This window comes from Mesorhizobium sp. AR02 (assembly GCF_024746835.1).
GTDB lineage: Bacteria > Pseudomonadota > Alphaproteobacteria > Rhizobiales > Rhizobiaceae > Mesorhizobium.
Map to the genome: position 1 here is coordinate 1368252 of NZ_CP080531.1, position 22919 is coordinate 1391170.

At 59.6% G+C, this 22919-nt stretch carries 17 protein-coding genes and 5 pseudogenes; 13 read left to right on the forward strand and 9 right to left on the reverse strand.

Annotated elements, in window-relative coordinates; genetic code table 11:
• Nucleotides 1-33: 33 nt before the first annotated feature.
• Together DBIPINDM_RS10925 and DBIPINDM_RS10930 are read right to left on the reverse strand one after the other, a co-directional pair.
• On the reverse strand, nucleotides 34-1176 hold the full coding sequence (locus DBIPINDM_RS10925) for a hypothetical protein (protein ID WP_258585728.1): 1143 nt from the start codon (nucleotides 1174-1176) through the stop codon (nucleotides 34-36).
• Nucleotides 1177-2155: 979 nt separating this feature from the next.
• Nucleotides 2156-2419 (reverse strand): hypothetical protein, encoded by a 264-nt coding sequence (locus tag DBIPINDM_RS10930; protein WP_258585729.1) that lies wholly within the window; start codon nucleotides 2417-2419, stop codon nucleotides 2156-2158.
• Between the two features lie 530 nt (nucleotides 2420-2949).
• Here DBIPINDM_RS10930 and DBIPINDM_RS10940 point away from each other — a divergent pair.
• From DBIPINDM_RS10940 to DBIPINDM_RS10980, 9 genes are all read left to right on the forward strand, one after another.
• The gene (locus DBIPINDM_RS10940; RefSeq protein WP_258585730.1) at nucleotides 2950-3561 is read left to right on the forward strand and encodes a cupin domain-containing protein; all 612 of its coding nucleotides are present in this window, start codon (nucleotides 2950-2952) and stop codon (nucleotides 3559-3561) included.
• Between the two features lie 123 nt (nucleotides 3562-3684).
• The gene (locus tag DBIPINDM_RS10945; protein WP_258585731.1) at nucleotides 3685-4623 is read left to right on the forward strand and encodes a substrate-binding domain-containing protein; all 939 of its coding nucleotides are present in this window, start codon (nucleotides 3685-3687) and stop codon (nucleotides 4621-4623) included.
• Nucleotides 4624-4697: 74 nt separating this feature from the next.
• Nucleotides 4698-5495 carry an ATP-binding cassette domain-containing protein gene (locus DBIPINDM_RS10950; RefSeq protein WP_258585732.1) on the forward strand — a complete coding sequence of 266 codons (798 nt, stop codon included), beginning with the start codon at nucleotides 4698-4700 and terminating at the stop codon, nucleotides 5493-5495.
• Between the two features lie 65 nt (nucleotides 5496-5560).
• Entirely contained in the window at nucleotides 5561-6502 is a 942-nt protein-coding gene (locus DBIPINDM_RS10955) for an ABC transporter permease (RefSeq protein ID WP_416361776.1), read from the forward strand.
• Nucleotides 6503-6506: 4 nt separating this feature from the next.
• Nucleotides 6507-7598 (forward strand): phosphotriesterase family protein, encoded by a 1092-nt coding sequence (locus DBIPINDM_RS10960; RefSeq protein WP_258585734.1) that lies wholly within the window; start codon nucleotides 6507-6509, stop codon nucleotides 7596-7598.
• Nucleotides 7599-7625: 27 nt separating this feature from the next.
• Complete coding sequence (locus DBIPINDM_RS10965; protein WP_258585735.1) at nucleotides 7626-8396, forward strand: glutamine amidotransferase; 771 nt, start codon at nucleotides 7626-7628, stop codon at nucleotides 8394-8396.
• 3 nt (nucleotides 8397-8399) lie between these two features.
• A complete protein-coding gene (locus tag DBIPINDM_RS10970) occupies nucleotides 8400-9308 on the forward strand; it encodes a PfkB family carbohydrate kinase (RefSeq protein WP_258585736.1) in 909 nt (302 codons plus the stop codon).
• Nucleotides 9305-10147, forward strand: coding sequence for a BtpA/SgcQ family protein (locus tag DBIPINDM_RS10975; RefSeq protein ID WP_258585737.1), 843 nt, complete (start codon nucleotides 9305-9307; stop codon nucleotides 10145-10147). Before DBIPINDM_RS10970 ends, DBIPINDM_RS10975 begins: the two co-directional genes overlap by 4 nt.
• 971 nt (nucleotides 10148-11118) lie before the next feature.
• Nucleotides 11119-11727, forward strand: coding sequence for a DUF1194 domain-containing protein (locus tag DBIPINDM_RS10980; protein ID WP_258585738.1), 609 nt, complete (start codon nucleotides 11119-11121; stop codon nucleotides 11725-11727).
• Nucleotides 11728-11891: 164 nt separating this feature from the next.
• On the opposite strand, the pseudogene DBIPINDM_RS10985 reads toward DBIPINDM_RS10980, so the two are convergent.
• The 3 genes and pseudogenes from DBIPINDM_RS10985 to DBIPINDM_RS10995 form a co-directional block, all read right to left on the reverse strand.
• Nucleotides 11892-13087 (reverse strand): annotated as a pseudogene (locus tag DBIPINDM_RS10985) (IS256 family transposase).
• A 351-nt stretch (nucleotides 13088-13438) separates the two neighbouring features.
• Entirely contained in the window at nucleotides 13439-15469 is a 2031-nt protein-coding gene (locus DBIPINDM_RS10990; RefSeq protein WP_258585739.1) for a sensor histidine kinase, read from the reverse strand.
• 96 nt (nucleotides 15470-15565) lie between these two features.
• Complete coding sequence (locus DBIPINDM_RS10995) at nucleotides 15566-15931, reverse strand: response regulator (protein WP_258585740.1); 366 nt, start codon at nucleotides 15929-15931, stop codon at nucleotides 15566-15568.
• A 481-nt stretch (nucleotides 15932-16412) separates the two neighbouring features.
• On the opposite strand from DBIPINDM_RS10995, the pseudogene DBIPINDM_RS11000 reads away from it, so the two are divergent.
• The 4 genes and pseudogenes from DBIPINDM_RS11000 to DBIPINDM_RS11015 all read left to right on the forward strand — a co-directional run bounded on the left by DBIPINDM_RS11000 (nucleotide 16413) and on the right by DBIPINDM_RS11015 (nucleotide 20595).
• Nucleotides 16413-17301: pseudogene (locus DBIPINDM_RS11000) on the forward strand (transglutaminase family protein).
• Between the two features lie 55 nt (nucleotides 17302-17356).
• Nucleotides 17357-18076: pseudogene (locus tag DBIPINDM_RS11005) on the forward strand (transglutaminase-like domain-containing protein); the annotation flags it as partial.
• Between the two features lie 545 nt (nucleotides 18077-18621).
• Nucleotides 18622-19395, forward strand: a complete 774-nt coding sequence (locus tag DBIPINDM_RS11010) for a hypothetical protein (protein ID WP_258585741.1) — start codon at nucleotides 18622-18624, stop codon at nucleotides 19393-19395.
• A gap of 510 nt (nucleotides 19396-19905) precedes the next feature.
• Nucleotides 19906-20595, forward strand: coding sequence for an outer membrane protein (locus DBIPINDM_RS11015; protein WP_258585742.1), 690 nt, complete (start codon nucleotides 19906-19908; stop codon nucleotides 20593-20595).
• Between the two features lie 151 nt (nucleotides 20596-20746).
• On the opposite strand, the pseudogene DBIPINDM_RS11020 reads toward DBIPINDM_RS11015, so the two are convergent.
• The 4 genes and pseudogenes from DBIPINDM_RS11020 to DBIPINDM_RS11030 all read right to left on the reverse strand — a co-directional run.
• Nucleotides 20747-21400: pseudogene (locus DBIPINDM_RS11020) on the reverse strand (transposase); the annotation flags it as partial.
• 53 nt (nucleotides 21401-21453) lie between these two features.
• Nucleotides 21454-21918, reverse strand: coding sequence for a MucR family transcriptional regulator (locus DBIPINDM_RS11025; protein WP_258585743.1), 465 nt, complete (start codon nucleotides 21916-21918; stop codon nucleotides 21454-21456).
• 89 nt (nucleotides 21919-22007) lie between these two features.
• Nucleotides 22008-22192, reverse strand: a pseudogene (locus tag DBIPINDM_RS43605) (hypothetical protein); the annotation flags it as partial.
• 129 nt (nucleotides 22193-22321) lie between these two features.
• Nucleotides 22322-22891 carry a hypothetical protein gene (locus tag DBIPINDM_RS11030; RefSeq protein WP_258585744.1) on the reverse strand — a complete coding sequence of 190 codons (570 nt, stop codon included), beginning with the start codon at nucleotides 22889-22891 and terminating at the stop codon, nucleotides 22322-22324.
• Between the last annotated feature and the right edge of the window lie 28 nt (nucleotides 22892-22919).

Genomic DNA, 22919 nt, shown 5'->3' on the forward strand with positions numbered 1-22919 from the left:
GAATGGTCCTTCCCGACAGCGCCGGGTTGCCCTTCAGCGGAACAGATATTTCGAGACTTCCGGATTGCCGCGCCGCCACATCACATTGTCCAGGAAGTAATGGTGCACGTTGATGAAGATCCAGGCGATGAAGAGGAAAAGCGACGAGCCGAGCACCGCCTTGTCGTAGGGAATCAGGTCAATCAGCGCCATCGGCACCAGCCAGAAGCCGAGCGCTCCAAGAATTGCGCCGACCACGATGAAGGCCAGCACGCGCAGCCTGTACCGCGGTCCAAGAATGGACAGGACCTTCAATCCCGGCCTCTCGACGGCATCCGCACGATCGCGCTCGACATTGGTCTGGTAGCGCCAGACCACCGCCAGATACTGCAAGGAATGGAGCGCCGGCACCACGAGCAGCCAGAGCGGGTTCAGCGTCACGAACAGGATCCAGGCATAGAGGGACACGACATAGGCGACGACGCCGTTATAGGGCAGCGCCCCGCCATGCTTGCGCCAGCGATTGATGAACATCACCGCAGTGGCCGCCGAAGAGGCGGCAGCGATCGACATGGCGATGGTGATGAGCCATGGCGGGACCGCGAAGGTGTAGTACTCCAAGCCCCAGAACTGCCGCTCGGTGATCACCACGTTCGTTTGCAGCCATGCGAACAGCCACACGGCATAGCCGTTGAACAGCAACACCTTCTTGTCCTGATCGCTAAAGAATTTGCGCTTCAGCACGGCGTCCACCATCAGCATGCCGTAGCCTTGCTTGACGTAGTGCCAGCCGACGAAAAAGCCCATCGCATTGGTTGCGTTGCCCAGCAGGCGGGCGTTCCCCGTCAGCGAGCCATAGGCAAAGAAGGCAATCATCGCCAGCGGGACGACAATGCCCGCCAAGATATAGCGGATCTGGAGGTTGCGGCCGTAGCCCTCGCCGCTCACCTTGCGCGCGAAATTGCGGTAGAAGATCTGGTACGAATGACCGAAATGCGGCTGGTTTATGAGATGGGAGAGCAAGAACATCGTCAGCGTCACAGCAGCTTCGTACCTCAGAGGCACAAAATACAGGACCGGCAGGATCAGAAGCGCGCTGCCGCCAAGCATGAAAAAGTCGATGAACGGGCCAAAGAGATATTTTTGCGGCGTGGCTGCTGCTGAAGCCGGGGCATCTGCCGAAAGGTGAAGTGCCATAATACCTCCCCTTGTGATCGTTTATCTGGCCATCCCGGATACCGTTCTATGTCGAGTGCGGCGAGGATCTCAGTGTGCGTCCGGCAACGGCCCGTATTATCGGAGTCGCCAGCATCGAAGCATATCCGTCAATCGCGTAATGCCAAGCCAGTTGGACGTCGCGTCGGCGGCCATCCCGCTGTGGCGCCTTGAGGCAATATTCTTCGTGGCACGAAGTAAGCGCTCTCGCTGCCACACAGCGCGGTGAACTCGTCCGTCGCCTGAGGCCATCCCCTAATAAAGTGGTATTGTGAGCGGGCGGACATCGAGCCCCCGCCGCATGAGCCCGCTCTCTGCGTTCAACAATTATAACGCCATGAAACAATACTGGCGCTACCGCCATTCAGGGGTATAATTAGCCGTTGTTTAGCTCAGGCTCGGCAACAGGTAGGAGGAGTAGGCCTATCGCACCCCCCAGTGCAGGCCTGTCCGTCGCCTCCCCCTCCGCGACGCTCCTCCTACTGGCCCTCCGAGCCGGGCCTTGAGGACAGGGGGCCGTCCTCAACCAAGGTTGCGGAGGACTGGGCGATGTCCGTTACCGACCAAGCACTAAAATACGGCATCCTAAGTGCCAAGGAGTTGGCTCTATTGAGTCGTGCGTTCGACACGGCATGTCGTCAACGCCTGGTAGACGACCATTCGTTGGAGGCGGAAATCATAGCGGAGGAAATCGTTGCCGCATACCGACATGGGGTGAGGAGCGAGGACGAATTGATCAAGGCCGCTGGAACCTCATCACACATCGGATAGATCACGCCGCGGTGAGGAGTTTGAAGGTCAGCCGCGCTCGCGCGGAAAAGACTGGTGCTGCGAGAGAGGATTGAACTCTGAACTATGTCAATAAAATCAAATACTTATGTTTCAGTTTGTAACGTTGTGACGGACGAAAAATGACCGGGCAATCGCCTTTGGGATTCGGCTGCTGCGTTGCACCATAGACCTACTTAGCCTTGTCCTTACGAAACTCTCGATTCTGTTTGTTCGCTCCCAAGGCGTTCCCGATCAAGCCTCCAATAGCCACGATGCCGCCAGCCACCCAACCCCAGATTGCGACCGCAGTGCCAGCTACTGCCAACCCCCTGGCCGGGATGAAAAACACAGCCAGGAGCCCAATGAGCAGCCCACCTATGGTCCAGCGCCGTGTCGTGGTGCTGAGCGCAGCGGAGGCCAGCCAGCGCATGATGGCCGAGTAGCGGTCGTTCATAGTGATGCCCCTTGCCGAAACTCTGACTTGGAACGTAGACGACAGTTGGCAGACGCTGTCGAGCTAGATGGGCACCCGGACGGTCTATTTCTTGCCAGCGTTGACCCCGGAGGGGTCGGCCGCACTGGAGGCGGCTTATCACCACAAGCCCGCAAGCAGTCTTTCGCAACTACTACAGCGAAATGCCCAGGTTCTCTACCCAGCGCAGTCCTTCGTCGGTGCCGGCGCGGGGTCTGTATTCGCAGCCGACCCAGCCGGTGTAGCCAAGCTGGTCGAGCGCGGCGAACACGGTTCCACAGGCGATCTCGCCCTCGTCCGGTTCGGCGCGGCTTGGAACGGCGGCGATGACGCTGCGCTTGTATCTGGCATGTGGCGAGTGTTTAACGCTGAGGTTGCGTTATCCGTGTTTATCAAACTGGTCGAGCCACGGCTGCAGCGCCGAATTGACAGATCACCGCTTGCAAATCGGCCGCCGCTGTCTTTTGCTCGCGCGACAGTCGTCCTTTGACTGTTGAATGGTTGGCGAACGGATGAACAAAATCGATCGGCGACGGTCAGAGTCCGAAATGGACGCCACCGTAAATGCCGCGCGGCTTGGAACGCGATTGCGCCTCGCCCGGCAGATGCGAGGCATGACGCTAAAGACACTGGCCGCTGGTGCGAACTGCTCTGAAAGCCTTTTGTCCAAGATCGAGAACGGCAAGGCTTCGCCATCGCTACCCATGCTTCACCGCCTGGTCGAAGTTCTGGACACCAATATCGGCTGGATGTTCGAGGAGGTCGACGATGACGAGGCGATCGTGTTCCGGGAAGGCGCGCGGCCATTGATCACGCTCGACGCGTTGAGGCGCGGCGATGGCATCTCGCTAGAACGTGTTATTCCGTATTCCTCCGGCCACCTGCTGCAGTGCAACATCCATCACATCGAGGCAGACGGCGAGAGTGAAGGTCCCATCCAGCATGTCGGCGAGGAAGTCGGCTATGTGCTGGCGGGCCGGATCGAGTTGATCGTCGACGGGAAGAGCCATGATCTCGCCGCCGGCGATGCGTTCGTGTTCAGGTCGGAGCTGCCGCATCACTACCGCAACATCGGCAAGGAGCGAGCCAGCATTTTCTGGGTCAACACGCCGGCGACTTTCTGATCGACGTTCATGCGTTCAAACTCATTGACAACTATTCAAGTCTCTTGAATGTTTGCCGCGTGCCTGTAGCACCAATGGGACCAGCCGAATGAGGTTTGGCCCGCAAGCAAGGGGAACCGCAAAATGCGTCTGTTCAAACTTTTCGTCGGTTGCGCCGCCGTCGTCGCCATATGCTCGACAGCCATGGGATCAGCGCTCGCCGACACGTTCGCTCTCGTCAACATCAATCAGCAGGCCCTTTTCTTCAACCAGATCAACGAGGGCGCGCAGAAGGCAGCCGATGCCGCCGGCGCCAAGCTGGTCATCTTCAATGCCAACAACGTGCCGAGCGCGCAAAATGACGCGATCGAGACCTACATCACGCAGAAAGTCGACGGCATCATTCTGGTCGCCATCGACGTGAACGGCGTCAAGCCTGCGATCACCGCGGCCAAGGCGGCCGGCATTCCCGTGGTCGCCATCGACGCGCAGATCCCCAACGGCGACAACGTTTCGTTCATCGGTGTCGACAACACCAAGGCCGGCGCGGATATCGGCAAATTCTACGCCGATTATGTGAAGACCGAGATGGGCGGCAAAGCCAAGATCGGCATCGTTGGTGCGCTTAATTCGTTCATCCAGAACCAGCGGCTCGACGGCTTCAAGAAAGCGGTCACCGACAGCGGCGAGGCGATCACCTTCCTCGACACGGTCGACGGCCAGAACGTTCAGGAGACCGCATTGAGCGCTTCGGAGAACCTGATGACTGCCAACCCGGACATGACGACGCTCTATGCGACCGGCGAGCCGGCGTTGCTAGGCGCTGTTTCGGCCGTGACCAGCCAGGGCCGCACAGGCGACGTCAAGGTATTCGGCTGGGACCTGACCAAGCAGGCGGTTCAGGGCATCAGCGATGGTTGGGTGGTGGCAGTCGTCCAGCAGGATCCGGCGGGCGAAGGCAAGGCCGCGGTCGAAGCGCTGGCCAAGCTCAAGAAGGGCGAAAAGGTCGATCCGATCATCAATATTCCGGTGACGATCGTTACCAAGAAGAATGTCGACCAATACCGCGCGATGTTCAAGTAAACTGCGTCGACGACCGATCCGCGGCGCCGCCTCAGGCCACGTCGCGGACCCTATGCAAATCGCGTGGATCCAAGATGAGCAGTAGCGAGACCTATCGGGTGCGGATGAGCGGCATCTCGAAGCACTACAACGCCATCCAGTCGCTCGATGACGTGTCCCTGACGCTGAAGCCTGGGGAGGTTCTTGGGCTGGTCGGCGACAATGGCGCGGGAAAGTCGACATTGAGCAAGGTGCTGTCGGGAGCTGTGATCCCCGACGCCGGCACAATCGAGATTGATGGAATGCCGGTGAGCTTCAGTTCGCCGGCGGACTCGCGTGCAGCGCGCATCGAGATGGTCTATCAGGATCTGTCGCTCTGTGACACGGTTGATGTCGCCGGCAATCTCTTTCTCGGCCGCGAGCCGCGCCGGCGCATCGCCGGCATTTCCTTTCTCGACAAGAAGCGCATGCACGAGCAGACACGCCAGATGCTCGATCAGCTCGGCATCGTTATCGCCGACACGCGGCTCAAGGTCGAAAACCTGTCCGGCGGGCAGCGACAGTCGATCGCGATCGGCCGCGCCGCCTCGTTCGAGCCGTCCGTGCTGATTATGGATGAGCCGACGGCAGCGCTTGCCGTCGCCGAGGTCGAGGCTGTGCTGGACCTGATCCGCACCGTGAGCGCGCGCGGCGTCAGCGTCATTCTGATCACCCACCGCCTCCAGGATCTGTTCCTCGTATGCGACCGCATTCAGGTCATGTATGAAGGACGTAACGTCGCCGAGCGGCTGATCGGCGAAACCAATATCGAGGACGTGGTCAACCTGATCGTGGGCCGCAAGTTCAATGCTCGCTCCGCCACCAGCCGATATCGCGATGGAGCGCCGCCATGAGCGGAGAGACCTCGACCCACTCGGCCCAGTCCCGAAAGGTGCCGAAAAGCGCATGGCGCGATGCGATGCTCGCCAATGGCAGCGTCTTGTCGATCGCGCTGTTCTTTCTTGTCGTTTGCATCATCTTCTCGGTGGCGACCAACGCCTTTTTGACATCGCCCAATCTGTTGAACATCCTGCGGCAGTCGGCGCCGCTGCTGATCGTGGCCGCTGCGATGACCTTCGTCATCACCACGGGCGGCATCGATCTTTCAGTCGGCTCCGTCCTGGCGCTGGTGGCGACACTGTCGGCGACACTTCTGCAGCTTGGCTTGCCGTGGCCGGCGGTCATCCTCGCCATGCTCGCGCTGGGTGCCCTGCTTGGTGCGGTGCAGGGCTATTTCGTGGCTTATGAGGGCATCCCGGCCTTCATCGTGACGCTTGCCGGGCTTTCGGTGATCCGTGGCGTAGCGCTGCTGATCACCGGCGGCTACTCCATCCCCGTCGAGCCGGGAAGCCCTTTCACGGTCATAGGCCGCGCCTGGTTCCTTGGCGTGCCCGTGCCGGCGCTGATCGCGCTGGTGATGCTCGCGATCGCCTATCTGGCCTTCAACGAGACGCCGTTCGGCCGCTATGTGACCGGCATCGGCGCCAACGCCGAAGCGGTGAGACGCGCCGGCGTGAACACGCGGCTGACGACGCTTTTTGTCTATGTGATTTCCGCCGCTGCAGCGGCGCTGGCGGGGATCATCATTGCTGCCCGGCTCGGATCCGGATCCTCGAATGCCGGGCAAGGCTTCGAGCTCGAAGTGATCGCTGCCGTCGTGCTTGGCGGCACCAGTCTGTTCGGCGGCCGCGGAACGGTCATCGGCACAGTGCTCGGTGCGCTTACCGTGGCCGTCATCGGCAACGGCCTGATCCTGGCGCATCTATCACCTTTCCTGACGCCGATCGTGACCGGAACGATCATCCTGATCGCCATCTGGCTGAACTTCCGCCTGTTCCGCGGTGCGGTGCGAAGCCGTTGAGCCCATGAGCAATCTCTTCGATGATGCGCCGCCCACGCAGCGGCTGGAGATCGGGGTCGAAACCGGCCACGTGATGACCGTGCTCGGTTCGGTTCCGGTCGAAGAAATGGGAATTACCATGATGCACGAGCACATCTTGCTCGACGGCGCGCGCACCTGGAAATGTCCCTGTCATCCCGACGACATGGCGCTCGCCGAGCAACCAGTGAACATCGAGATCATCGGCGAACTGCGCATGAACCCTTATGTGAACCGCGACAACGTCTCGCTCGACGACAGTGACCTGGCGCTGTCGGAGTTGCAACGGTATCGCGCGCTGGGTGGTCACACCGTGGTCGACGCGACCAATATCGGTATCGGCCGCGAGCCGGAAAAGCTTGCCCGCATCAGCCGCATGTCTGGCTTGAAGATCGTCATGGGCACTGGCTTCTATCTCGAGCACACCCATCCCGAATGGTTGAAGGTCATGGATGTCGACGCGGTGACCGAGTTCATCGTCAATGACGTCGGCGGCGGCGCGACGCAGCCGCCGATCCTGGCCGGCCTGATCGGCGAGATCGGCGTCAGCAAGGACTTCACCTCCGAGGAACGAAAGTCGTTGAGAGCTTCCGCGCGAGCCTCGCGCATCACGGGCGTGCCGCTGTCAATTCATCTGCCGGGCTGGGAGCGTTTGGCGCATGAGGTGCTCGATGTCGTGGAGGCCGAGGGCGCCGATCTTCGCCACACCGTGCTCTGCCACATGAATCCCAGCCACAACGATCTCGACTATCAGACAAGCCTTGCCCGACGCGGCGCGTTCCTCGAATACGATATGATCGGCATGGACTACTACTATGCCGATCAGGACGCGCAATCGCCCTCCGATGAAGAGAATGCGCGAGCAGTTGCGGCACTTGTCGAAGCGGGCTTCGGCGACCGCCTGCTGCTCTCGCAGGATGTGTTCCTCAAGATCATGCTGACCCGCTTCGGCGGCTTCGGCTACGGCTATATCCTGAAGCATTTCATACCGCGTCTGAAACGGCATGGCGTCGAGCAGCTAGCCATCGATCGCATGCTGATCGCCAATCCGAAGACCGTGTTCGCGCGGCAGACCTAAGCGGCCAAGACTGACGACGGAGTTCAAATGTCGAAGAAAAAGATCCTGCTTGCCGGTGAATCCTGGGTGTCGACCGCGACCCATATCAAGGGTTTCGACCAGTTTCCGACGGTCACTTACCATACCGGCGCGGACGAATTGCTGACGGCGTTGAAGGCAACTGATTTCGACGTGACCTTCATGCCGGCGCATGAGGCTCAGCGCAGCTTTCCTCAAGCAATGGAAGCCCTCTCGGCATATGACGCGGTGGTGCTCTCCGACATCGGCGCCAACACGCTGCTTCTGCATCCGGACACCTGGGTTCACTCGAAGAGAACGCCGAACCGCTTGCGCCTGCTGCGGGACTATGTGAGCGCCGGCGGCGGACTTTTGATGTTCGGCGGCTACTATAGCTTCCAGGGCATCAACGGCGGCGCGCGCTACCATAAGACGCCGGTCGAGGAAGTGCTGCCGGTGAACTGCCTCTCGGTCGACGACCGCATCGAGGTTCCGGAAGGCTTTGCGCCTGTGCCGACAGGCTCGTCGAGTCATCCCATCCTGAAGGGTCTCGGTTCGGACTGGCCGATGCTGCTCGGCTTCAACGAGGTGACCCTGAAAGACGGGGCAGAAGTTCTGGCTACCGTGTCGTCGGAATATGGATCACTGCCGCTGCTTGTCACCGGCCGCTACGGCAAGGGCCGCACTGTAGCTTGGACATCCGATGTCGGGCCGCATTGGCTGCCACCGGAGTTCATCGCCTGGAAAGGCTATAAGACCCTGTTCGAACAGATGCTTAGCTGGGCGACATGTGGGAACTGAGCGATGCACGTCCACGTCGTGGGTAATGCCTGTGTCGACACAACGTTCCACCTCGGCCGCTTCCCTGCCGCGGGCGAGACTTTGAACGCCGTTGCCTGTTCTGAAGGCCTTGGCGGCAAGGGCGCAAACCAGGCGGTCGCGGCCGCGCGCACGGGCGCGGCCGTGACGCTATGGACGGCGCTCGGCAAAGACTCCGCAGGCGCATGGATCCGGAGCCGCCTCGGCAGGGAGCTATCCGACATCCAGGTGAACGAATTCGACCTGCCGAGCGACCGCTCGACCATCGTCATTGATGCTGGCGGCGAGAACTTCATCGTCAGCGGCGTCGCCTGCGGCGAAGCGTTCGATCCGATTGCGCAAACCGCACTTGCGCGCCGGATTGCGCCTGGCGACATCCTTGTCATGCAAGGAAACCTGCGAGGCGCCGCGACAAATGCCTGCCTGCGGGCAGCACAGGAAAATGGCGCGCGCACCGTTCTGAATGCGAGCCCTATCGATGCAGCGGCTCTGCCTGATTTCGGTCTAGCGGAGGTATTGGTGGTGAACCAAAGTGAGGCGAAAGCACTGACCGGCCGGGGTGATATGGCCGCGGCTGCCGACGCGCTAGCGGCCAAAGGCGCCGGGACAGTCGTGATCACGCTCGGCGCCGAGGGTTGTCTTGTGCTCGGCCCGGACCAGGCAGAATCGCTTCGTTTGCCGGCGCCACACGTCGAGGCGCTCGACACCAGCGGTGCCGGCGATGTGTTCTGCGGCTGTCTGGCCGGCGGGTTTGCAAAGAGAATGTCAGTTACATCCGCACTGAAGTTTGCGCTCGCGGCCGCGGCAATCGCAGTGACACGGCCGGGCACACTGGCATCCTGTCCTGTCGCGTCTGAAATGGCGGCGCTCATCGATCAAACGGAGCTCTCATGACCCAGCCCTCACGTCCGATCGGTCAATCAGGCGGCGACGCGCTCGTTCAGCTTTTCGGCCGCACCAAGGTGGTCATCGGCGTCGTTCACCTTGCGCCGCTGCCCGGCGCGCCTCGCTATGACGGCGAGGCGGTGGAGGCGATCTATCAGCGAGGGCTCGACGATGCGAGAGCCTACCTCGATGGCGGATGCGACGGCGTGATCATCGAGAACCATGGCGACATACCATTCGCCAAACCTGACGATATCGGACCGGAGACAGCGGCCTATATGGCGGTCGTCTCCGACCGTATTCGCCGCGAACTCGGCAAGCCGATCGGCATCAATGTGCTCGCAAACGCCGCGATCCCGGCCCTTGCGATCGCCAGTGCCGCAGGCGCCGGCTTCGTGCGCATCAATCAATGGGCGAACGCCTATATCGCTAACGAGGGCTTTGTCGAGGGCGAGTCGGGCCGAGCAGCACGCTATCGCGCTAGGCTGCGCGCCAACGGCATCCGCGTTTTCGCCGATGCTCATGTCAAGCATGGCGCGCACGCGATCGTTGCCGACCGGCCGGTCGAGGAACTGGTCAAGGATTTGGTCTTCTTCGACGCCGACGCCATCATCGCGACGGGCCAGCGCACCGGGCACGCTGCGGATCTGAGCTACATCCGCATGATCAAGGAGGCCGCCGGCCTGCCGACGCTGGTTGGCAGCGGCGTGACGCCCGACAACGCCAACGATATCCTTGGCATCGTCGATGGCGTCATCATCGCCAGCGCACTGAAGCATGACGGCGTCTGGTGGAACCAGGTCGACCCCGCCCGAGTAAAGACTTTCATGGCCGGGCTGAGGCGATGACCGAGCGGAAATCCGAACGCCTGCTGGTTGTGGCGTGAGGGCCAAGGCAAACAGCCGCCCCCAGATGACAGAGGATTGAACTCTAAGTTATCATAATAATTTCAAATACTTACAAGTTGTTTTGTAACGCTGTGACGTGCATCAGAATGAACCGATCCTACTGTCACCTTGGTCCCGCGACTTCTTTTTTGTCAAGCACTCGGGCGAAGGCTGATAGCCATGGCTTCTTCCACCTGGCCACATCATTTTCGGCTTTCTGAGTTTCAGCCAAAGTAAGTTTCAAAAAATCGCCCCGGACAAATCGGTAGAACGTGTCGGGGTAAAAGCCGCGATCCGGGTCAATTGCCTGTATCGAGAGACGAGTGTTGTCACCATCCTCCCACAACCCAGCGAGCCCCGCCTACACCTGCCTTGACTATGCCCCTTCGCTAAAAGCGAGAGAGATGCCGGCCGGCCCGGTTATTGAAATACCGGTTCGCTCCCTGGGAATATCCGCATCCTGGCTTGGCAGTTGGCGGAAGTCCTGAGCGCAATCTGAAGATTCTCTGAAATTTGCAAACCGGAAGGAATGGCGGTGGGCTGCCGTGCAATCATGCCCATTCCAGCGGCCTGGTTCGGCACAAAGCGTTGACTTTGATTGTAAGTTATCCCTAATATGCGCGAAAGCTAATGTTTCCAGGGTGCAGTCGCTCTTGTTGGATTGGACGAGTCTTCGCTCCGGCCTCAAGTAAGCTCGGTTATTGGTCAGAAACGGGGGCGCCATAACGCATTGAGAACTCAGAGGGATGGTGGAAGATGCAAATCTTCTCCGCCGCTGTCTTGATTGCTGGACTGTCAGCAATACTGGCGATTGCAGCCCAGCCTGCTGACAGTTCCGATACCGCTGATCGTTGCACTTGCGAAATTCGTCAGAAGCAACCTCTCAAGGACTCAACCGCAGAATCGGTGTCGCAATCGTTCTTGCAGCCGATATGTCTGGCTCCATTAACCAGACCGAGGCGGCCTTGCAACGGGAGGGCTACGCGGCTGCCTTGGAATCGGCGAGCGTGCTCCAAGTAATCAAAGAAGGCTTGCACGGGAGGATCGCAGTCACCTTCCTCGAATGGTCGAGTTCAGGCTACTTGAAGACTCGGTTGGACTGGACCGTTCTCTCTGACGCAAATGATGCATCTGCAATCGCGGAAGCAATCCGGAAAAAGTCGGAGAGCCGAGGCCTTGATCCGCACGGTGCGAAAACATCGATCTCATACGCCATTGACGCATCAGTTGATGCCTTTGACAAACTTCCGGTCACAACGTCGCGTAGGGTCATCGATATCTCAGGCGACGGAACAAACAATAACGGACCTTCACTTGAGGACAGCCGCCAAAGAGCGCTTCAAAAGGCCATCATCATCAATGGCCTGCCAATCGGCGCTGAAATAGAAGATGGAGAGACAATAGCCGAGTATTATGAGCGACACGTCATCGGAGGGCCAGGCTCGTTTATTATTCCAGCCAACAGCCCGGCAGAATTCCAATGGGCTATAAGGAAGCTAATTCGAGAGGTGAGTTCCATCTCGGACAAGCGACATTCCTAGAATGCTCTTCAAATATAGTGTGACGCGCCGCAGAGGCGCTGCGCCCTGGAGGCGTCGCAGGGGCCACTCTGGCCCTCTTTCGCACTTTGCATAAAGACCGCCGTGCCTCGACCGCGATGGTTGTGTGCGTCAAGTTCTGCAAAAAGGGGCGGCCATAGTGCTGGTCATGCGGCTTGGCGTAGAGCGAGCTTTTTGTGCTCGCGCAGGTCGTCCATGTTGATGTAGCGGTTGGCCTCCATCCAGTTTTCGTTGGTCTCGACAGCCAAGGCCCTGACAAGGCGCAGGCAGCTTTCGGCGTTGGGGAAGATGCGTACGACATAGGTGCGCCGGCGGATTTCCTCGTTGAGGCGCTCGAGCATGTTGGTGGACTTGAGATGCTTGTGGTGCTGTCTCGGCAGCCTGAAGAAGGTCAGAGTTTGTTCGATGGCATCTTCGGCCCAGCCTGTCAGGCGCGGATAGCGAGGTGACCATTTGGCAAGCCATGCGGCGAGATCGGCCCTGGCCTCGGCGAGATCGCGTCGGTCGTAGAGCCAGCGCAGCTCCTGCAGGCAGTCATCGCCGTGCTTGCGCGGCAGATGATCGAGCGCGTTCCTGAGGAAGTGCACGTAGCAGCGTTGCCGGCGGCTTCCGGGATCACCTCGCCGATCGCCGCCACCAGGCCGGCGTGATCGTCGGACACGACCAATTCGACGCCCTTGAGGCCGCGCGCCTTCAGTGAGACGAGAAAGTCTTTCCAGGCCGAACGGCTCTCGCGATTGGCCATCTCCACAGCCAGGATCTGGCGCCGGCCGTCCCAGTCGATGCCGACCGCGATCAGCACCGCCTGGCTCATGACGACGCCGGCTTCACGCACTTTCTCGTAGCGCGCATCGAGGATGAGGTAAGCAAACGGCTCTTGAAGGGGACGCCTGGCAAAGGCAGCGAGGCTCTCGTCCAGCCGCTTGTTGATGGCCGAGATCGACGAGGCCGAGAAAGCATGGCCGCACAGCTCTTCGGTGATCGCCTTCACCTTGCGGGTCGACACGCCCTGCACATACATCTCGGCCAGCGTCGCCACCAAAGCCCGTTCCGAACGCTGATAGCGCTCAAACAACTCGGTCGAGAAGCGCCCCGAGCGGTCCTGCGGAACCCGCAGCTCAAGCTTGCCGACGCGCGTCACAAGGGTGCGGCCATAGTAACCCGAGCGATAGCCAAGCCGCTCGGGCGTGCGTTCGCCCTTCGAAGCACTCAGCGCCTCATCCATCTCGGCCTCGAGCACCTCCTGCATCACCGCACGGATCACTTCGTGAAGTCCGTCCGGGTTCGAAAGCAGAATGTCTTTGACGGAGGCGCTGGCGGTCTTACTTTCAATCTTGGTCATGGTGGCGTTCCTTCGCGGGAATCGGTGACGTGAACAATCACCAGCCTGCCATGACCGCCCCTCTCTCAGCGAATTTGCAGAACTCTCAGCACACTACCACCGCGATGATCTGTAGGCGGAATTCGGGCTGCGTGTGCGCCAAATTCGGCCTTCAGCGCAGAGGTTAGCTTATGGACGACCCTGCGCCGGACCTATTTCCAACCATCCCCGATTCTGCCAAGCGTGATCTGGCCAACCGGGGCTGCGATACTGGCGACGCGAGTTGCGACGAAGCGAATCAGGCTTCGTCGATAGCAGGGCGGCCATTCTCATACGTGATCCGCTGCGTCGGAGGGCGTCCCGCGGCACGACTTAGGGAACCCTAGTAATTTCGCCGGGCGCGCCGAGATTCACCCCAAACACGCAGACGACCCCGGTTGGTTCGAACGTTGTGGTGACGCTACCGCCAGATTCTGGGTCGAGAAGCCTTTCAAGCATGCGGGTGCCGAATCCCTTCCGCTCGGCGGGCGCGACCGGCGGACCGCCCTGCTCGCGCCATTCGATCCGAAGACGCCGCTGCTCCGCTTGTTTGCTTACGGTCCAGGAAATCGAAACCGTTCCGCCCCCGGTCGAAAGCGCGCCGTATTTGATCGCGTTCGTGGTGAGCTCGTGGATGGCCAGTGCGAGCGACAGAGCCAGATTGGGTGGCAGCCAGACCGAGTCACCAGAAAGTTGGAAACGGTCGAGCCCGGCATGGGGCGCAAGTGAAGTGGTGATGAGGTCCTGGAGATTGGCACCGCTCCAATTCTCCTGCGTCAGGATGTCGTGCGCTTTGGCGAGCGACCCAAGCCGGCTAGCAAGGGAGCGTCCCGCCTCCGGCAGGCTCGTGGCGTTGCGCAGGGTTTGGCTGGCGATCGCCTGAACCACAGCGAGGGTGTTTTTAACGCGATGGTTCAGCTCATTGACTAAGAGCTTACGCTGTTCTTCGCCGCGCTTGCGCTCGCTTATGTCAAGGCTGATCTGCACCGCGCCGATAATCTTGTCAGCAGCGTTGCGGATGGGGCGTGCGCTGGAGAGCAGGGTGCGCTCGACGCCGCTCGGCAGAATATAAGCGAATTCTTCGTTGTCGGTTTGCTCGCCGCGCATCGCCCGGCTGAGTGGCCGATCCTCGCGGCTCACCGCGTGGCCGTCCTTCAGCGCGATCGTGTCAATGACAAGATCGGGTGCGCCGAAGGATTTGCGGATATCGGTCGGTAGCCCCATAAGCTCAGCGGCGAAGCGGTTGCGAATAACCTGGCGCGCCTGCGGATCATACGTGAACCAGACCGCTGCGGGGGCTGTCTCCAGCACTGTCTCCAATTCGGAGGCGCGTTCGGCTAGCGCGCGTTCGGCAGCGGCTAGCGCGTCGGCAATTGCCGCGAACTCGGAGACTGTCGTGGACATCGCCGCGACCGGCCGGGCATGTCCGAGCGCATCAGCGCGAATCGCAAGGTCGCCGGCGGCCCTGGCGATGCCTTTGCCAACAACATAGGCGAGCGCGCCCGAGACCAGCATCGCTACCAGAGCAATGGCGCCGATCGCGCCGAGGGAACGCCACAGCGGCGCCTGGACCGCCGAAAGAGGCACGTTGGCGGTATAAAACCAGTCGGAGAACTCCGAGCGGTAATAACCGGCGAGCAGGGTCATGCCCTGGAAATTGCGTGAGGTGAACGTTCCGGCGCGGCCGACTACCTTCTCTAGATATTCGGGCAGGCCCGGCTTACCGGTCATCTTCTCGTGCAGTTGAGATCGCGCCACATAGTTGCCGTTGCGGTCGCCAACGCCGAGCGTCCAGCCGACGGGCACCGCCGGCATCATGACGTCGCGGATATGGGCGGTGGGAACCGTGATGGCGAGAAGCCAGCTTTCTCCGTGTGGTCCACGCACCGGAAGCGCGACGGCAATCCGATATTCATTCGAGACCGGGCTGGCATAGACGTCACTGACGACTGGCTGACTGGCTTTAAGCTTGGCGACTTCGGTTGCCGAAAGCGGAACGGCCGGCGGAAGCTCGGTGCCGTAGGGCAGCTCAGTGTTAACAAACTGGCGGCCGTTAAGATCGCGCAGCAGGATGATGCGGTCTGTCCCCTGAACCAGACGGACGGCCTCCCCATGCAGGGTGTTTAGATCACCACCGGCGAGCGCGGCGGATTTAGACAGGCCCTCAAGCACAGTCACAAGATTGGTGAGTTCGCCCTCGACTACAAGCGACACCTGCCGCGCGACCTGCAGCGCAGCGCTCTCGAACCGCGCCCGCTCGGTGAAGGCGTATTGGGCGAGAAGATAGGCGGCGAAGAGCCATACCGGAACGACTGCGGCGGCGATTAAGCCAAGCAGATGTAATCGAGCTGACAAACGAGCCAAATCCGATCCCCACGCCGCTTCAAGGCGCTGACGTTGGCGCCGACAGGGACTATTCCAATGTCGAACAGCCTACCCGCGCCTTCACTGCGTGATTTTCTATTTAGAAGCAAGAACACTGGAGATTGCATGCTTGAGCTGGTGCAGCTCGAATGGCTTTTGAAGCGTGATAACTTCCTGGAAGCGATCATTCAGCCCTTTCGATCCGTAGGCGGTCGCGAAGATGAACGGGATGCCTCGCTGCTGCAGTGCGCGTGCGACCGGAAAAGATTGCTCGTTCGCCAAATTCACGTCGAGGACGGCGAGATCTAAGCTCTCCTCTTGCGCCATCTTCAGCGCATGCTGAAGCCGCATCGCGGGACCAACCACCGCAAATCCCAGCTCGATCAACATATCTTCGATCAGCATGGCGACGAGTATTTCGTCTTCGACAATGAGCACCCTGCGTGAACTCGCTTCGATCAATTTTCGCTCGCTCTTCTAGGTCAATGAGCAGCAACTGTGAGCACTGCAGCGGGGGCGTCGTTTCTGGCTGCCATGTTCTAGGAACAGAAGCGCTACTACGATCCGCGACACCCCCAAGGCCTGAGGCGAATATATGGAACGGGTTTGGAACATTGGAAGCTCCGTCGTGCCGGTTTCGGTCGAACTTAACCGCCGTGCCTCATAGAAGTTTCCAGTGGCGTCCAAAGCATCGAGATAGGGGCCATCCTGCTACGAAGCGTTTTTCACAAGACGACGATCCCACAACCGGACACGCAACGTAAATGTTGTTTCGCGCGTTACGCCAGTCAGCCGATCGGAGAGCTGTGGGGTTTCATGGATGTCGACAATCGACCGCGTGCGATAATCGCTGATCTCGCAGACTCGCAGACCGGCCGACGCTCAGGTAGAAACCGAGTTTATGGTGACCCTACAGACACGTGAAGAACACTGACGGATTTTGATGCCGATTTTTTCAGTCAAGCACACCACCGTCTATAGCTATAGCCAGCCGGTGAGGTTTGGCGAGCACCGGCTGATGTTCAGGCCGCGGGACAGTTTCGATCAATGGCTTCTGGACCACGATTTGTCTGTGAACCCCGAGCCAAGGGAGGTTCGCTGGATCCATGACGTTTTTGGCAACTGCGTTGCGGTGATCGACTTCGAGTGCACCGGCAAAGAACTGCGTTTTGAAACAGACATTCGGCTCCACCACACGCCGCAGCATGCGCCTGATTTCCGTATCGACGAGGCGGCGCTCAGCTATCCGTTTTCCTACGATCCAGATGAGGCGGCCGACCTCGCAAACCATGGAGCGCCATCATGCCGATGACGGCGACGAGATTGGCAAATGGGCACGGCAGTTCGCCAGTGCCGCGGGACACACCGAGACCGGCAAATTGCTGATGACGCTCTGCTACGCCATCCATGAGAGCTTCGTGTATTCTCGTCGGATCGAAACCGGGACGCAGCCGCCTCTCGTAACGTTGCATCTGCGCAAAGGCACATGCCGGGACTTTGCGCTTTTCATGATGGAGGCGGTGCGGTCGCTCGGCTTCGCAGCCCGGTTTGTTACCGGTTATGTCTATGTGCCAAGCCGCGACAGTGCTGATGTGCGCGGCGGAGGATCGACGCATGCCTGGTGCCAGGTCTATTTGCCTGGTGCCGGTTGGGTCGAGTTCGATCCTACCAATGGCATTGTCGGCAACCGGGATCTGATCAGGGTGGCCGTGGCTCGCCATCCCCGACAAGCCATCCCACTTTCCGGAAGCTACTCCGGAAGCGCGTCGAGTTTTATGGGCATGACCGTTGAGGTAAAGGTGGCGAAGGAAACCGACGGCAACAAAGATTAGCTGCGTCGGATGCATTCCGGAGCTGCTTGGACAATCCGGGGTTTGCCTGGTTCCTGAAGCCCGCGGCTACATTGACGCTTTCGGCAACGCGTGCACGAGAATAGAAGCGCCTGCAGGGCTGACAACGATATCTATGAGTTTCGACATTTACGATACTGGGAGGTCCGATGTCGTCATGCCAGAAGCCATCCAGCACGACGTCAAGGAACTGCCCGACGACGTGCTCAGGTTTCTCCTGGGCAGCCGCTATTGCGACACCGATCGGCTTGGCGACTTCGCTTGGGCGAATTTTGGCAATACCCCACCCGGCTGGGCGCGCGTTCAGGCGATCTGCAATTTCGTTCACAATCACATCGCCTTTGATTACCAGGCCGCGGATTCGCTGCGCACCGCGCATGGGGCCCTTACCGATCGAATGGGCGTCTGTCGCGATTTCGCGCATTTGGCGATCTCGCTGTGCCGATGCATGAACATCCCGGCGCGCTATTGCACCGGTTATCTCGGCGACATTGGCGTGCCGCCAGTGCCAGATCCCATGGATTTCAGCGCATGGTTCCATGCGTATCTAGGCGGTCATTGGTTCACATTCGATGCCCGTCATAATCGCCCTCGCATCGGTAGAATCTTAATGGCGACGGGTTGCGACGCGACTGATGTCGCGCTCTCGACCAGTTTCGGCCCATCGAGACTCGCTCGCTTCGAAGTTCTTACAGAAGAAATCCAGACCGAGTCCTCCCAACATGCACTTATCGAAAATTCCGCGTCTTCGGCTTGACCTGATCGATGTTGGCCCATGGCGGTCGATGATGCTCAGGTCTTCTCGTGGGTCAGGTCCCGGACTGTCGTTGTGGAATTCATCGCCTGCCACAGGGAAGCCAACTTGCAAGCACGGCAAATCACGGTCAGCACCGCGCCAGAAGCAGCCGACGTCCGGTCGCCAAGAGTTGCGCGAACGATTCCAAGGAGAATCTTCGGGCCGCCGTTTCCGGCCTAGTCGGTCGAATGCCAGACGATATCAGACGCCACACTGTGCTGAAGAACCATGTCGACATTGGGCATGTCGTTGCTGCGGACCTTGGCCTCTGCGCCTTTGAATAATCGAGGTTGGTCCACCTTTTCAGCAGCCGGTCTTGGCCGCGTGGCGAAACGTCGTGTTTGATAAAAATAAGGCTCTACTTCATCCGATATAACCGACGATTTACAAGTCACGATCGCAAGGATTTTCTTATATTAGGAACCAATAATCTTCTCGGTAGCTTAGCGGTGAAGTAGCCCAACTCCGATCTGGCTGCTTCAAGGCAACTCCAAGGAGAAAACGTCATGGCCAATATCGTAAGGAATATCGCCAAGACTTTGGCGGGTGGTGCATTTCTTATAGCTCTATCTCTTCCTCTCAACGCGGCTGGAATCGGCGTTGGCGCAGGTGCCTCTGTCGGGGGCAGCGGCGGCGTCAATGCCGGAGTTGGCGCATCTATCGGAGGTAGCGGCGGCGTCAATGCCGGTGTCGGCGCGTCGATCGGCGGCAGCGGCGGTGTTACGACCGGAGCCGGCGCATCTATTGGCGGCACCAGTGGCGTCAACGTTGGTGTCGGTGCAACTATATTGCGCGGCAAGGGTATTGCTGCCGGCGCGGGCACAAATGTGGGCAGGTCTGGCGGCATCAATGCCGGACTTGGCGCATCGGTTGGAGGTAGTGGCGGCGTTAACGTTGGAGCTGGCGCATCGGTTGGCGGCGCAAACGGCGTCAACGCTGGTGCCGGTGCAACAATCGGAGGTAGCAACGGTATTGCTGCGGGTGGAGGGGCGAAGGTCGGCGGCGCTGGCGGGGTTACGGCCGGCCTAGGCGCGACGGTCGGCGGGACTGGTGGTCTCGGTGTTGGTGTCGGCATTGGCGGAGTTCCTGGCACGCCGGGCACCTCAGGAACACCGGGCACACCCGGTGTTCCTGGCACTGCGGGTCTGCCGGGCGTCGTCGCGAACATGTCTAGCGGTCAGGTGACGCGGATGAAAAAGCGCTGCGCTGACGTTCTCAGCAGCTCAGGCGCCTACGACGGCGACTTGCGGGAACTGTGCCTGTTGATCGCACGGCGCTGAGCAGAGACATTACAAGCTTCACGGCTAGCCCGCTACCGAAAGGCAGCGGGCTTTGCTTACACCGCCGCTTCTTCGGGTAGGCGCATTTCGGGTCTGCTTCCCATCGTTTATCCCCTTGTGCCCTCGGCCAGAGAGCCTCGAGGGAGCGGACATTGTCAAGCAGGTGCTAAAACGCGAAAGCCGGCCGGCCGAGGCCAGCGGCGAGGTCTGATAGATGCGTCCAATTGTGGACTGACTCGATAAGAACGCGATTTGCGTAAGGTGATCCGTTCCTCGCGGCAGCCATTTTTTCACCGACGCGTCTATGCTTCAAGCCTTCCGCCCCGGCAGGCAATCAAACGCAAGCCGCCCGGCGCCGCCGAGCGACAATGGTTTGTATTAGCATCTCTGCAGATGTGCCTGTTCTGCAACATTAGGCGACGACTCTATCCGGGATCAGTATCACAACTTCCAATTGCGGAAGCCGGTGTGTATGGACTCCCCGAATTGATGTTTTGCTTGGGGGCTGCCATGAAAACGATTCTTCTTGCGTCTACATTTCTGTTTGCCGTCGCCGGCGGCGCGTTTGCGGCGGATGCGGTTGTCAACGAGCCGGCACCAGAGGCCGCCCCAGCCGGCTTCATCTGGACCGGCGGATACGTGGGCATTGTTGCTGGTGTCAATTTTCTAAAGGGGGACATGACCATCCCGGCCTATGTTCCGCCAGATTACAATACTAACAGCACGTCGGGCGCGATTGGTGGCAAGATCGGATACAACTATCAGTTCGAGAATAACGTCGTAATCGGCGCTGAGGCTTCGCTAGTAGCTGTGTTCAATAAAGGTTCAGATGATACTATAGCTGCTATTGGCGAAACGATACATGCGAGCGCAGATTGGCAGGCCCAGATCGTGGCCAAGGCCGGCTATGCAGCAGGCAGATTTATGCCTTATGTGAAGGGCGGCGTCGCGTTTCTTCATGCGGACGATATCTACTACGATAGCGGCATCTTTGGTCTGTCCGACCCTCTTAGCCGAACCTATACTGGCTGGACCATTGGCGTCGGCGTCGACTATGCGCTGACCGACAATTTGATTTTTGGTGTCGACTATTCGTTTGCGGATTTCGGCAGCCATGATTTTGCGAATAGCCAGATCGGCCCAACCATTCTCAAGCCTAGCACGCACACTGTATCCGCGAGCTTGAGCTACAAATTCTGATCAGCCTTCTCTCGGCTACCACAGACCCCGGCTCGCGAGCCCCGGGGTTTTTGATTCCGGGCACCAAGAGTCCGTTTGACAACTTTTATTGGGTGGTTCGTCTGACGATCAACGCTGCCATTGCGGCGTAGATGAAGGCTTCGGCGACCTAGATGCGGGCCTCGTAGTCGCGCACGGGCCTTCGATAGCGTGTGAGCCAGCAAAGGTCCTCTCGACCACCCAGCGTCTGGGTAGGATCTTGAAGCCTGCGTCGGTGCGGCGGACGATCTCGACGGTGAAGTCGAGAAAGGCGGCCTTGTCCAGGAGTTGTCGACGGTCATAGGCGCCGTCGACGAACAGATCCTTGATCCAGGGCCAGCGCTTGCGAATAGCCTCGAGGATGTTCTGCGCGCCGGCACTGTCGGAGATGTTGGCGGTGGTGAGATTGACCGTCAGCAGCCGTCCGTCCGTATCCACGGCGATGTGGCACTTGCGGCCGACAATCTTCTTGCCGCCGTCGAAGCCGCGCGTGCCGGCCGCCGCTGGCGTCCCGAACAGAAATTGCCGGACGAACCGACGGAACCACCAATACACGGTCTGCCAAGGCGCAAAGTGGATCGGCAGCATCCGCCACTCACAGCACGATCGCACCATGTAGCGGATCGAAAACCTCGCGCAAATCCGTTCGCTGCGGGCTCTCTGTCCCGCTCGATTTCGGCAGAAACGGCTCCATCACAGACCGTTCCTCACCGGTCAGGTCGCTCGAATACCGCTTCGTCTTCTTCTCGATCTTGGCCATTCGGCCTCGGCTTGCTGCTGTCCACATCCAAGCCGTGAATCACACACCAACGCCTATGTCAAAAGTTGTCAAACAGCGTCTTAGGCCTTCGCTGCCTTTGTCGCCGCCTTCTTGGCCGGCGCCTTCTTAGCGGGAGCTTTCGAGATGGACTTTCGGCCCAGCCCGCTAGACTTGGCTAATTCCGATCGCTGGGCGGCGTAGCTTGGGGCCACCATGGGATAGTCCTTCGGCAAACCCCATTTCGCTCGATACTCATCTGGCGTCATGCCCAACAAGCCAAGGTGGCGCTTCATTGACTTGAACTTACGGCCATCTTCCAGCGACACGATATAGTCGGGAAACACCGACCGCTTCGGATTGACCGCTGGTGTCTGTGCTGGTTGCTCAGCAACCCTCGGCTGGCTCAAGCTCGACAGTGCGGAATTCACCGAGGAAATAAGATCCGGCAGACCGGCGACCGGCACCGAGTTGTTTTGGACAAATGCGGCGACAATATCCGCGGTCAAACCCATTAAATTGGCGTTTCGGTCAGCTTCCGCGGACATCTATGTTTTCCCTTTCCGTTGTTGATAGGTCTTCTATTGGGCCGGACCGAACGATGCAAGAAGTCGGATGCAGGAATCTGGCCCAGCGGCTAGAGGAAAAACCACTCCGGTGGCCGGCAGACGATGCGACGACATTTCGTTCCCGCGCCATCGACGCCGCGGACATCTTGATCGATACCCGCTTCAATGAGTGGGTCTTTCAGGTTCGGGCTGAACAAAAGGCAAGACCGGCGTCGCGGGGCCAGCGGTTTCGTATGGAGTCCCAAAAGGTAAAGGCGTTCGTCGCGGTGCTATATTCTGATTGCATCGATCCGGCTTCGGCCGACGAGTCCCTAGACCCGCTGCATTGGCTATCAGATGTGCACCCGGAGTTCATCGCCGCGTTGGTGCGGCGGAAGAAATTCTACGAGCCGGATGGGACTTTCTTCAAATCCGACACCCGCACTAGCCCGTCCTGGCCGGTGAAAGTCAGTGTCGATCCCGAGCTTTGAGCTTGGCTAATACCTGAGATGTGGTGCTCGCCGGTGTCGTAAACAGTATGTTCGCCGTGGTCATCGATCACGAGGCGCCGGGCACTGGAAAAAATCGCGTAGCGCAGATCATTCTGAGCACCCGTCGAGTTCGGTTGACCGAACTCGGCAGGCCACCATGCGGCACTCGTGGGACGCAGAGGAGAGCGATAGCTGACTTCATCGCTTCTAACCAACGCTTCGGGGTTGTCGCTAAGGTGTTCCGCCAGTTCGGTGGCAATCGCATTTAGCTTCGCCTTAAGTGAATCACTGAATATGTCTCCCACCATCGTCATGCCAGATGACCACTGCGCCATACCTCCAAACTCCCTATGACTGAACTGCGCCATCCTCCCGCCGCCTGCCTTAAGGGCCTGCAGGACGGCTTTGACAGCGTCGGTCGAAATCGAGTGCCGGACCGCCAGCTGAGCGATCAACGTTTCTTCAGTGTGGTCGACGGTCACGAGAGTTCCTCCCGATTCGACGAAAAAT